This window comes from Sphingomonas sp., assembly GCF_036388435.1.
GTDB lineage: Bacteria > Pseudomonadota > Alphaproteobacteria > Sphingomonadales > Sphingomonadaceae > Sphingomonas.
Window position 1 is genome coordinate 1 of sequence record NZ_DASVRV010000034.1, and the last position, 11076, is coordinate 11076.

15 protein-coding genes are annotated in these 11076 nt (G+C 69.6%); 6 read left to right on the forward strand and 9 right to left on the reverse strand.

The window, feature by feature from the left end; genetic code table 11:
* Window positions 1-295 (forward strand): metallopeptidase TldD-related protein (locus VF592_RS07540; protein WP_331005003.1); only part of this gene is annotated, 295 nt, incomplete at its 5' end.
* Here VF592_RS07540 and VF592_RS07545 read toward each other — a convergent pair.
* Both VF592_RS07545 and vapB read right to left on the reverse strand, forming a co-directional pair.
* On the reverse strand, window positions 292-702 hold the full coding sequence (locus VF592_RS07545; RefSeq protein WP_331005004.1) for a PIN domain-containing protein: 411 nt from the start codon (window positions 700-702) through the stop codon (window positions 292-294). The two genes, VF592_RS07540 and VF592_RS07545, sit on opposite strands and share 4 nt — an antisense overlap.
* Entirely contained in the window at window positions 699-923 is a 225-nt protein-coding gene (gene vapB, locus VF592_RS07550) for a type II toxin-antitoxin system VapB family antitoxin (protein ID WP_331005005.1), read from the reverse strand. Before vapB ends, VF592_RS07545 begins: the two co-directional genes overlap by 4 nt.
* Before the next feature lie 61 nt (window positions 924-984).
* Between vapB and VF592_RS07555 the strand changes: the two genes are divergently transcribed.
* The 4 genes from VF592_RS07555 to VF592_RS07570 all read left to right on the forward strand — a co-directional run bounded on the left by VF592_RS07555 (window position 985) and on the right by VF592_RS07570 (window position 3645).
* Window positions 985-1551: a pyridoxamine 5'-phosphate oxidase family protein gene (locus VF592_RS07555; protein ID WP_331005006.1), complete on the forward strand. Its 567-nt coding sequence runs from the start codon at window positions 985-987 to the stop codon at window positions 1549-1551.
* Window positions 1548-1745, forward strand: a complete 198-nt coding sequence (locus tag VF592_RS07560; protein ID WP_331005007.1) for a DUF2007 domain-containing protein — start codon at window positions 1548-1550, stop codon at window positions 1743-1745. The genes VF592_RS07555 and VF592_RS07560 overlap by 4 nt, the downstream gene beginning before the upstream one ends.
* 134 nt (window positions 1746-1879) lie before the next feature.
* Entirely contained in the window at window positions 1880-2218 is a 339-nt protein-coding gene (locus VF592_RS07565; protein WP_331005008.1) for a P-II family nitrogen regulator, read from the forward strand.
* A gap of 29 nt (window positions 2219-2247) precedes the next feature.
* Window positions 2248-3645 carry an ammonium transporter gene (locus VF592_RS07570; protein ID WP_331005009.1) on the forward strand — a complete coding sequence of 466 codons (1398 nt, stop codon included), beginning with the start codon at window positions 2248-2250 and terminating at the stop codon, window positions 3643-3645.
* Between the two features lie 168 nt (window positions 3646-3813).
* Here the strand turns inward: VF592_RS07570 and VF592_RS07575 are convergent, their stop codons facing one another.
* From VF592_RS07575 to VF592_RS07600, 6 genes are all read right to left on the reverse strand, one after another.
* On the reverse strand, window positions 3814-4020 hold the full coding sequence (locus VF592_RS07575) for a hypothetical protein (RefSeq protein ID WP_331005010.1): 207 nt from the start codon (window positions 4018-4020) through the stop codon (window positions 3814-3816).
* Window positions 4017-4931 carry a sterol desaturase family protein gene (locus VF592_RS07580; protein WP_331005011.1) on the reverse strand — a complete coding sequence of 305 codons (915 nt, stop codon included), beginning with the start codon at window positions 4929-4931 and terminating at the stop codon, window positions 4017-4019. Before VF592_RS07580 ends, VF592_RS07575 begins: the two co-directional genes overlap by 4 nt.
* A gap of 52 nt (window positions 4932-4983) precedes the next feature.
* Window positions 4984-5376, reverse strand: a complete 393-nt coding sequence (locus tag VF592_RS07585) for a hypothetical protein (RefSeq protein ID WP_331005012.1) — start codon at window positions 5374-5376, stop codon at window positions 4984-4986.
* A gap of 2 nt (window positions 5377-5378) precedes the next feature.
* Window positions 5379-5816 (reverse strand): TIGR01244 family sulfur transferase, encoded by a 438-nt coding sequence (locus VF592_RS07590; RefSeq protein ID WP_331005013.1) that lies wholly within the window; start codon window positions 5814-5816, stop codon window positions 5379-5381.
* Window positions 5817-6071: 255 nt separating this feature from the next.
* The gene (recQ, locus tag VF592_RS07595; RefSeq protein WP_331005014.1) at window positions 6072-7847 is read right to left on the reverse strand and encodes a DNA helicase RecQ; all 1776 of its coding nucleotides are present in this window, start codon (window positions 7845-7847) and stop codon (window positions 6072-6074) included.
* Between the two features lie 37 nt (window positions 7848-7884).
* A complete protein-coding gene (locus tag VF592_RS07600) occupies window positions 7885-9702 on the reverse strand; it encodes an ABC transporter ATP-binding protein/permease (protein ID WP_331005015.1) in 1818 nt (605 codons plus the stop codon).
* Between the two features lie 130 nt (window positions 9703-9832).
* Between VF592_RS07600 and VF592_RS07605 the strand changes: the two genes are divergently transcribed.
* On the forward strand, window positions 9833-10063 hold the full coding sequence (locus VF592_RS07605) for a hypothetical protein (RefSeq protein WP_331005016.1): 231 nt from the start codon (window positions 9833-9835) through the stop codon (window positions 10061-10063).
* Window positions 10064-10073: 10 nt separating this feature from the next.
* Here the strand turns inward: VF592_RS07605 and VF592_RS07610 are convergent, their stop codons facing one another.
* Entirely contained in the window at window positions 10074-11018 is a 945-nt protein-coding gene (locus VF592_RS07610; RefSeq protein WP_331005017.1) for a phytoene/squalene synthase family protein, read from the reverse strand.
* Window positions 11019-11076 lie beyond the last annotated feature (58 nt).

The window sequence follows — 11076 nt, forward strand, 5'->3', positions numbered from 1 at the left end:
CATCTTCGCCAAGTCGTTCGGCGGTGGTCAGGTCGACATCGTGTCGGGCAAGTTCGTGTTCAGCTGCACCGAGGCCTATCTGATCGAGAATGGCCGCCTGGGCGCCCCGATCAAGGGCGCGACGCTGATCGGCGACGGCCCGACGGTGCTGACCAAGGTGCTGGGCGTCGGCGACGACTTCGCGCTCGACGAAGGGATCGGCGTCTGCGGCAAGGGCGGGCAGAGCGTCCCCGCCGGCGTCGGCCAACCGACCCTGCTGGTCGACGGGCTGACGGTGGGCGGCACGGCGGTCTAGCCGTCCCCCGGCCAATTTTCGGACCGGAGCCCGTCGACGCGCAGGAATTCGCCGAGATTGCCCGTGACCACGATCAGGCCGCGACTGCGCGCATGACCTGCGATCAACAGGTCATAGGCGCCGATCATCCGGCCCTTGGCCGAGAGATCGGCCCTGATGTCGGCGGCGTGGTCGGCCGCCTCGTCGTCAAAGGGCATCATCGGCATTCGGGCCATCAGCCGATGCACCTGCTCGCGCTGATGGTCCGGTCGCGCCGACCGCGCGGCGCCGAACAGGAGTTCGTGCAACACCACTGACGAGGTGCAAAGCCCCGATGTCTCGGCCTTGAAGCGGGCGCGAAGCCGCTCGTCACGTTCGCGCAGCACACGGATACAGATATTGGTGTCGAGCAGGTAGCGTAACGTCAAAGCCAGTCGCGCTCCTGCGGCATAGGCTGGTCGCGATCGGGAAATTCGATGCCCGGGGCGTCGAAGAAGTCGTCCCACATCGAGTCGAGGGGCGCGATCACGAGCTTCGTACCCTCGCGCCATATCGCGACCTGCTTCACATCGTCCGAGAAGGCGAGTTCCTTGGGCACGCGCACCGCCTGCGAACGATTGGATTTGAACAGGGCGGTCCGGATCGGCATGTTGACCAGAATAAGGTCCGTATCGGGATATACAAGCGGCATATCCCTGAAAAGGCATGTCATGGCGGAGTTCTTCGATCATATCTCCGACGACCACCGCGCCTTCATCGCGCGCCAGCCGGTATTCTTCGTCGCGACGGCGGCGGCGGGCGCGCGGATCAACCTCAGCCCCAAGGGCATGGACAGTTTCCGCGTGCTGGACGAGCGGCGCGTCGCCTATCTCGATGTCGGCGGGTCGGGGAACGAGACCAACGCGCATCTGCTCGCCGACGGGCGCATCACGGTGATGTTCTGCGCCTTCGACAATCCGGCGCTGATCATGCGGCTCTACGGCCGGGGAACGCCGGTCCTGCCGCAGGATGCGGGCTGGGACGCGCTCGCCGCCGGGTTCGAGTTGCTGCCCGGCACCCGCCAGATCTTCGAGATCGCGGTCGACGGGGTGCAGACCTCGTGCGGCTGGGGCGTGCCGCACATGGCGCTGGAGCGCGAGCGGCGGACGTTGAGCAAATATCACGCGAAGTTCACGCCCGAGGCGATGCTGGAAGTCTACGCGACCGAGAACGCCCGGAGCATCGACGGCCTGCCCGCACGCGTGCCGACGGTCGTCCCGCCCGAGACCGGGCGTTGAGCCTCGTCGAGCTCGGCCGCTTCGCGCGCAACGAGGCGCATATGGTCGTGGGCATGCTCGGCGGTCAGGGCATCGACGCGATCGCCTTCGATGGGGAGGCGTCGATCGGCGAGGGGAGCTGGTTCCTGATCCCCGTGCGCGTGATGGTCGACGACACCGACCTCGACCAGGCTCGCGCCCTGCTGCCCGAATAACAGGCAGTTTTCGCCCGCTGCCTCAATTTACGGCTGCGTAACGACTTCGGATCGGAGTTCGCGGCCTCGCTGCCCGGAGCGAGCCGTCTGGCATGGTTGTTGCGACGCACAATCCCGGCACAGGAGGACTGCGCATGAAGATGGTGATGGCGATCATCAAGCCGTTCAAGCTCGACGAGGTACGCGAGGCGCTGACGGCGCTGGGCGTCGCGGGCATGACGGTGACCGAGGTCAAGGGTTTCGGCCGGCAAAAGGGGCAGACCGAGATCTACCGCGGCGCCGAATATTCGACGTCGATGGTGCCCAAGCTCAAGGTCGAGGTGGTGTGCGCCGACTCGCTCAGCGCGCGCGTCGTCGAGGCGATCCAGCAATCGGCGAACACCGGCGCGATCGGCGACGGCAAGATCTTCGTGCTCGACGTGGGCGAGGCGGTGCGCATCCGCACCGGCGAGATCGACGAGACCGCATTATGACCGACATCGGAGCAATCGGGGGGACGAACATGAACCGAGCGATCACACGCGCGGCGGGGGCCGGCCTGGCCGCCCTGCTCTTTGCGGCGATGCCCGCCTGGGCGCAGGAGGCCGCTACGGCGCCGCCGCCCGTGCCCAACAAGGGCGACACGACCTGGATGCTGATATCGTCCGCCTTGGTGCTGATGATGTCGATCCCCGGCCTGGCGCTCTTCTATGGTGGGCTGGTGCGCACCAAGAACATGCTCAGCGTGCTGATGCAGGTGTTGATGATCGTGTCGGTCGCCAGCCTGGTCTGGGTCTGTTGGGGCTATAGCCTGGCCTTCACCAGCGGCTCGCCCTTTATCGGCGGGCTCGACAAGGCGTTCCTGCGCGGGGTCGACGCGACCACGCTGGCGACGACCTTCTCCAACGGCGTCTACATCCCCGAATATGCGTTCGTCGTCTTCCAGATGACCTTCGCGTGCATCACCCCGGCGCTGATCGTCGGCGCCTTCGCCGAGCGGGTGAAGTTCACCCCGCTGATCCTGTTCACCGTCGCCTGGCTGACGATCGTCTATTTCCCGATCGCGCACATGGTCTGGTATTTCGCGGGCCCCGACTTCCTGCCCGCCGCGCCGACGGACTCGGGCTATCTCTACGGCATGGGCGCGCTCGATTTCGCGGGCGGGACGGTGGTGCACATCAACGCCGGCATCGCCGGGCTGGTCGGCTGTCTCATCATGGGCCCGCGCGCCGGGTACAAGCGCGACCCCATGCCCCCGCATTCGCTGGTGATGACGATGATCGGCGCCTCCTTGCTATGGGTCGGCTGGTTCGGGTTCAACGCGGGGTCGAACCTGGAAGCGAACGGCGTCACCGCGCTGGCCTTCATCAACACCTTCCTCGCCGCCTCCGCCGCCGCGGTCGCCTGGGCGGTGATCGAGCAGGTCACCCACCGCAAGCCGTCCTTGCTCGGCGCCGCGACGGGCGCGGTCGCCGGGCTGGTGGCGATCACCCCCGCCAGCGGCTTCGCCGCGCCGATGGGGGCGATCCTGCTGGGGCTGGTCGCCTCGCCCATATGCTTCCTGTTCGTCACGACGATCAAGAACCGGCTGGGCTATGACGACACGCTCGACGTGTTCGGGGTCCACTGCGTCGGCGGGATCGTCGGCGCGATCGGCACCGCGATCGTCGCCGACCCGGCGATGGGCGGGCAGGGCTGGTTCGATTACACCGTGCTTCCGGCCGTGGCCGGCACCTACGACATGGGCGGGCAGCTCTGGACGCAGATCAAGGCGGTCGGGATCACCCTGCTCTGGTCGGGCGTCGTGTCTGGCGTGCTCTTCTTCCTGCTCGACAAGACGATCGGCCTGCGTCCCACGACCGAGGTCGAGGTCGAGGGGCTCGACATCAACGAGCATGGCGAGCGCGCCTATAATTACTGAGTTTCGGGGGCGGGCGGTGCCCGTCCCCTCATGATGTTCCTCCTGCGGACGCACTAGCCCGGCACAGAAATGTGCCGGGCATTTTTCATGCCCGCGCATTTCCGCGCCGGGCCGGCCAGCGGGGCCGAAGCCTCGTCCGACGGCGCGGGTTCGCCGCGACGCGCCCCCTCAGGCCCGCAACACCGCCACCGTTCCCGCCAGCGACAACCCCAGCAGCCCCACCAGCCGCAGCAGCGAGAACCACCAAATCCCCCGATTCTCGTCCTTGCGGCCCATGCGGGTGACCAGCCAGACCTCCTTGCCGCGCCAGGTGTCGACCACCATCCACCCCAGGATCAGGTCGACCACCAAGAACGGGAGGAGCAGCCCGATCATCCCGCCCGCCCGGCCCCGTGCGGCCCGTCGCGCGCGTCCCATTTGGCGCGGATCGTCTCGCTCGTGTCGCGGCTGCCGTCGTGGCTCCAGCCGGGCGGGCGCCACATATAGCCCAGCTTCGCGCGCCAGCCGGGGGCCGCCCGCACGTCGCGCGCGATCGCGATCCATTCGTGGAAGGCCGCCCAGAACAGGCCGAACGATCCGAGATTGTGGACCAGCCCGTAACGCGGGCGCTCCTCGTCGCGCTCGCGCTCGAAGGTGCCGAACAGCCGGTCCCAGACGATGAACACCCCGGCATAATTGCGGTCGAGATAGCGCGCGTTGGTCGCGTGGTGGACGCGGTGGTGCGAGGGCGTGTTCATCACCGCCTCCACCCAGCGCGGCAGCCGCCCCACCACCTCCGTATGGATCCAGAACTGGTATATGAGGTTCAGCGCCGCCACGAAGAACACCATCGCGGGCGGAAAGCCGATGAGGAACAGCGGCAGGCGGAACAGAAAGGCGAGCGAGAAGAACCCCGTCCAGCTCTGCCGCAGCGCCGTCGACAGGTTATAATGCTGGGAGGAATGATGGATGACATGGCTCGCCCAGAACCACCGCACCCGGTGCGCCGAGCGGTGGAAGGCGTAATAGGCCAGGTCGTCGAGCACGAAGCACAGGGCGAACCAATACCAGCCATAGCCGATGTCGAAGACGCGAAAGGCCGACACCCGACTCGCCAGCGCGAACACCGCGCCCGCCGACAGCGCGCCCGCGACGGTGCTCCCCAGGCCCAGTGCCAGGCTGGTCAGCGTGTCGCGCGGGCAATAGCGATCCCGCCCGCGCAGCCGCGCCACGATCATCTCCGCGAGCACCAGCAGCACGAAGCCCGGCACGGCATAGTCGATCGGATCGGGCAGGGCGGCGGTCATCGGACGGCGAGCGTACACCCGGGGGGCCGTCCGCGCCAAGCCGGACCCCGACCTAGCCCGTGCGCGCCACCGCCAGCCGCCGCATGTCGAGCGCGTCGACGCCCTTGACCGGCACCCGGCCGAAACGGCGCTCGCCCGTCTCGACGACGATGCCCTCGGGGGTGGACCGCACCGCGTCCCAGCCGACCTCGCGCACCGCGATCCGCGCGCCGTGGCGCTTGCACACCGCGAGCCGCACCGCGTCCCGGTCGACCGCCAGCGCCGCCATGCCGTCGGCGCCGACCACCGCCCCGCCCGTGCGGAAGCCGGGAAGCGCGTGGTCGGCGGCGTCGGCCGCCGCTTCCGGGCTCTCGATCCGCGCGTCGCGCCCCAGCCGCAGCCACCAGGCGATCCCGGCGAGCAGCAGGATGGCGAGAAGCGACCCGCCGAGCTGGACCCAGTCCACCCTCAGGCTTCCGGGCGGCTCGCGAGCGCGTCCAGCATCGGCCCGATCGGCCGCAGATCATATCCCGCCGCCTCGGCCTGCGCGACGAGCAGCCCCGGATCGCGCCCCGCCTTGGCGGCGGCGAGCGCCCATAGGTTGCACGACCGCGTCCCCGACCGGCAATAGGCGAGCACCGGCCCCTCGGCGGCGCGCAGCGCGTCAGCCATCGCGTCGAGCTGGGGATGGCTGAACCCGGCATGGGTGACCGGCACCGCCGCGTAACGCAGCCCCGCGGCCTCGGCGGCGGCGCGGATCGCCTCGCCGGAGGGCTGGCCCGGCTCCTCGTCGTCGGGGCGATTGTTGACGACGGCGACATAGCCCGCCGCCTTGATGGCGGGCATGTCGTCGGGCACGATCTGGGGCGCGACGGCGACGGCGTCGTTCAGGGGGCGGATGTCCATGGCGTCGCTATACCGTTCCCGGTGCGCGACGAAAGCCCGGCGGGGCGGGTCGTCGATTCACGCGAAGGCGCGAAGATAAGAAGGTTGGTTCACGCGGAGGCGCGGAGACGCGGAGAAGGGCCGCTCGCCGCGCCAGCGGCTCTCATCGTCACAGACGGCTACTCGATGATGCCGCTGACGCGGGGCAAGTGCGGCCAGCGACCGCGAACTCTCTCCGCGCCTCCGCGCCTCCGCGTGAACCAATCTCTCGCCACGTCACGCGGCCTCCCGCACCACCTCCAGGAACGCGTCGCCATAGGCGTCGAGCTTGCGCGCGCCGATGCCCGACAGCACCGCCAGCTCCGCCCGGCTCGCCGGCCGCCGCGCCGCGATGTCGCGCAGCACCGAATCGTGGAAGATGACATAGGGCGGCACCCCCGCCGCCTTGGCCAGGTCGCGCCGGCGTTCGCGTAAACGCTCGAACAGCGGATCGTCCGCGGTCGCTCCGGCCACGACCGGCTCGCCCCGGCGGCGGCGTTCGCGCACGGGGGTCGGCGTCACCGCCAGCGTCGCCTCCCCCTTCAGCAGCGCGCGCGCGCCGGGGCCGAATTCCAGCCCGCCATGCTCGTTCGCCCGCAGCGCGTCGCGCAGCAGCAGCGCGCGCCCGACCGGCTTCAGCAGCGCCGCCTCCTCGCCCTCCACGATGTTCCACACCGACAGGTTCTCGTGCCCGTTCATCAGGCTGCGTTCGCTCGACTTTCCGGTGAGCAGCTGTTCGATATAGGTGACGCCGAACATCTGCCCCGTCCGGAACACGGCCGACAGGAACTTGCGCGCCAGCTCGGTCGCGTCGATGCTCGTCGCGCCGCCCGTTCCCAGGCAATTGTCGCAATTGCCGCAATCATCCGACCGATCCTCGCCGAAATGGCGCAGCAGCACGCGCCGCCGGCACCCCCCCGTCTCGACCAGCGCGCTCAGCGACTGGAGCCGCGCATTCTCGCCCGCGCGGCGTTCGGGCTCGACCTCGCCGATCCGCTGGCGCGCGCGGACGAAATCCTCCGCGCCCCAGAACAGATGCGCCTGCGCCGGATCGCCGTCGCGCCCCGCGCGGCCCGTCTCCTGATAATAGCTTTCGATCGATTTCGGCAGCCCCGCATGGATCACGAAGCGCACGTCGGGCTTGTCGATCCCCATGCCGAAGGCGACGGTGGCGCAGATCACCATGTCCTCCGACGCGACGAAATCGGCCTGGTTGCGCGCGCGCACCGCCGGGTCCAGCCCCGCATGATAGGCGCGCGTCGGCCGCCCCGTCGCCACCAGCGCCGCCGCCATCTTCTCCGTACCGACGCGGCTCGGGACATAGACGATGCCCGGCCCCGGCGTGCGCCGGACCAGGTCGGCGATCTGACGGTTCGCCGACGCCTTGGGCGCGATATGGTAGCGGATATTGGGCCGGTCGAACCCCGACACGATCAGCCCCTCGGCCGGGATGCCGAGCTGCGCCAGGATGTCGGCGCGGGTATGCGCGTCGGCGGTTGCGGTCAGCGCCAGCCGGGGCACCTCGGGAAACGAGTCCATCAGCGGCTTCATCAGTCGGTAGTCGGGGCGGAAATCATGCCCCCATTCGCTGACGCAATGCGCCTCGTCGATCGCGAACAGGCTGAGATCGGCCTGGGACAGCAATTCGCGGAAATGATCCCCCGACGCGCGCTCGGGCGCGACGTAGAGCAGGTCGAGCTCGCCGTCGCGCAGCCGTCGGCGCGTCTCCGCCTGGTTGGTGTCGACCGAGGTCAGCGTCGCGGCGCGGATGCCCACGGCCTCGGCCGCGCGCAGCTGGTCGTGCATCAGCGCGATCAGCGGCGACACCACCACGCAGGTCCCCCGCATCATCACGGCGGGCAGTTGATAGGTCAGCGACTTGCCCGCCCCCGTCGGCATCACGGCGAGCGTCCGCTCCTGCCGCAGCACCCGGTCGACCACCTCGCGCTGGACGCCGCGAAACTCGGGAAAGCCGAACACGCGCTGGAGATGGGGAAGGGGGTCGGGGAGCATCGGAGGCGATCTAGGGAGAGGGAAGGACGGCGTCGAGCTATTCGGCCGCCAGCGCCGGCGGCTCCTCGCGTTCGCGGGCCTGGCGGGTCCACATATCGGCGTAGAGCCCGCCCCGGCGCAGCAGTTCCGCATGGGTGCCGCGCTCGGCGACCCGGCCGGCGTCGAGGACGACGATCTCGTCGGCGTGGACGACGGTCGACAGCCGGTGGGCGATGACGATGGTGGTGCGCCCGCGCTCGATCCGCTCCAGCGTGTCGAGGATCGCCGCTTCCGTCCGGCTGTCGAGCGCGGAGGTGGCTTCGTCGAGGATCAGCACCGGCGGGTTCTTGAGCAGGGTGCGCGCGATCGCCACGCGCTGCTTCTCGCCGCCCGACAGCTTCAGCCCGCGCTCGCCGACGCGGGCCTCGTAGCCGCCCGCCTGCGCCTCGATGAAGGGGGCGATCGCCGCGCCGCGCGCGGCTTCGCGGATCTCGGCCTCGCTCGCCCCCTCACGGCCATAGGCGATGTTGTAGCCGATCGTGTCGTTGAACAGCACCGTATCCTGCGGCACGATGCCGATCGCCGCGCGGAGCGACGCCTGCGTCACCGCGCGCACGTCCTGCCCGTCGATGGTGATCCGCCCGCCATCGACGTCGTAGAAGCGGAACAGCAACCGCCCCAAAGTCGACTTGCCCGCGCCCGACGCGCCGACCACCGCCAATGTCCGCCCGCCGGGCACGTCGAGGTCGACGCCGCCCAGGATCGCGCGCTCCCCTTCATAGCCGAAGCGCACATTCTCGAAGCGCACATGGCCCTGCGTCACGACGAGCGGCCGGGCGTCCGGCGCGTCCTGGATCTCGGCGCCGGTGTCGAGCAGGTCGAACATCGCCGCCATGTCGATCGCGCCCTGACGGATCGTGCGATAGACCATGCCGAGCAGGTCGAGCGGGCGGAACAGCTGAGCCAGCAGGGTCGACACGAACACCACGTCGCCGGCCGAGAAACGTCCCGTCGACCAGCCATGCGCGACGACGCCCATCGCCACCGCCAGCGTCGCGTTGGTGATGAAGCTCTGGCCGATGTTGAGCCAGGCGAGCGAATTCTCGTTCTTGACCGCGGCGTCGGTATAGGCGGTCACCGCGCGGTCGTAGCGCCGGGCCTCCCGGTCCTCCGCGCCGAAATATTTCACCGTCTCGAAATTCAGGAGCGAGTCGACCGCGTGCGCCACCGCGCCCGTATCCAGGTCGTTCATCCGGGCGCGCAGCGCGTTGCGCCAGTCGGTGACCTTGCGGGTGAAGACGATGTATACCGCCACCATCACCAGCGTGGCGGCGACCAGCCAAGCGCCGAAGCTCGACGCGAAGATGGCGAGCACCAGCACCAGTTCGAGAATGGTGGGCGCGATGTTGAACAGGAGGAAATAGAGCATCGTGTCGATGCTCTTGGTCCCGCGCTCGACCACCTTGGTGACCGCGCCCGTCCGCCGTTCCAGGTGGAAGCGCAGCGACAGCCGGTGGAGGTGGCGGAACACGTCGGCCGACAAGCGCCGCGCCGCGTCCTGCCCCACCCGCTCGAACACCGCGTTGCGCGCATTGTCGAACAAGGTGCCCAGGAAGCGCGACAGCGCATAGGCGACGACCAGCCCGACGATGATCCACACCAGCCCCCGGTCGCCCGCCGCCAGCCGGTCGACCGCGTATTTGAGCGTATAGGCCGCCCCGAACACCTGGACGAGCTTGGAGCAGACCACGAGCAGCATCGCCCCGACGATGCGCAGCCGGAGGCCCGGCTCACCCTCCGGCCACAAATAGGGCAGGAAGCGGCGCAGCGTCGGCCATAGCGGCTCGGTGCCGGACGTCGGAGCGGAGGGAGGCATTATCCCCTAATGTCGGAAGCCCGGAGCGCGCGTGCAAGCGACGGCGACCCTGCCGGTCGAAACAGGAGCCGGGTTCGGGAACCTTCGCCGCATGATGGCCGTTTTATCGAGTGTGTGAAGGGGTTTGCGTATGGAACCGGTGTATTTCGTGATGGCGATCCTGGGCTGCGGCGACGGCCAGTCGGCGTGCAGCGAAGCGCGTGTCGAGCCGGTCCGCTATCAGAGCGTCGCGCAATGCCGGGCCGCGCTCCCCCATGCGCTGACCCGCCACACCGATCTCGACTTCCCCGTCGTCAGCGGCGCCTGCCGCGCCAACGGCCCCCGCCTGGTCCGCGCCGAGGTGAAGTCACCGCGCGGCTGAGGTCGGCCGGCTAGCGCGGACGCGTCCACAACCCCAGCGGCCGCGGCTCGCCCGCATAACGGCCCCGTCCCGCCGTCTGGCCCAGCGACCGCGCGATCCAGCCCAGCTTCCCCGCCTTGGACGTGGTGACGCGTCGATCGAGCGCGCCCACGCCCTCGCGGCGCACGTTGCGCGCTATATCGCCATATATACCCGCCGCCGCCAGCACCGCCCAGGCCGAGCGGAAGGCCAGGGCCGGCGTGCCGCCCCGCGCGCTCGCTTCGTACAACTCCGCTCGGGTAGCCAGCCGCGCACCGAGCCCCGCCAGCGCCGGCCGGTTGCGCAGGTCGAGCAGGGCGCCCGGCACGATCCCTGCCTCCGCCAACCAGTCGCCCGGCAGATAGCAGCGCCCCGCGCGCGCATCCTCGTCCAGGTCGCGCGCGATGTTGGCGAGCTGAAAGGCGAGCCCCAGGTCGCAGGCCCGGTCCAGTGTCGCGTGGTCGTCGGGATCGACGCCCATCACCACCGCCATCATCAGCCCGACCGCCCCCGCGACATGATAGCAATAACGGTACAGATCGTCCTCGCTCCGGGGTCGCCACCCGTCCGCGTCGAGCGCGAAGCCGTCCAGCAGGTCATGCGCCCAGGCCGGCGGGATGCGGCACTCGGCCGCGACGATGCGCAGCGCGTCGAAGGCGGGATCGCCCACCGCCTCGCCCGCCAGCGCCGCGTCGGTCATCGCGCGCATCGACGCGAGCCGGGCGTGCGGATCGTCCACCTCCGTCATCCCATGGCCGTGATCCTGCCCGTCGGCGATGTCGTCGCACCGCCGGCACCAGGCATAGAGCAGCCAGGCGCGCTCGCGGGTCGCCGGGTCGAACAGCCTGCTCGCCGCCGCGAAGCTCTTCGACCCGCGCGCGATCGACTCGCGCGCGGTCGCGACGATCGCGTCGCGGGTGGGGCCGGGACTGTTCAAAAGCCGGCCGCGCTCAAAGGTCGGCGGCGCTCATCCGCACGATGGGCTGCGTCGGCAC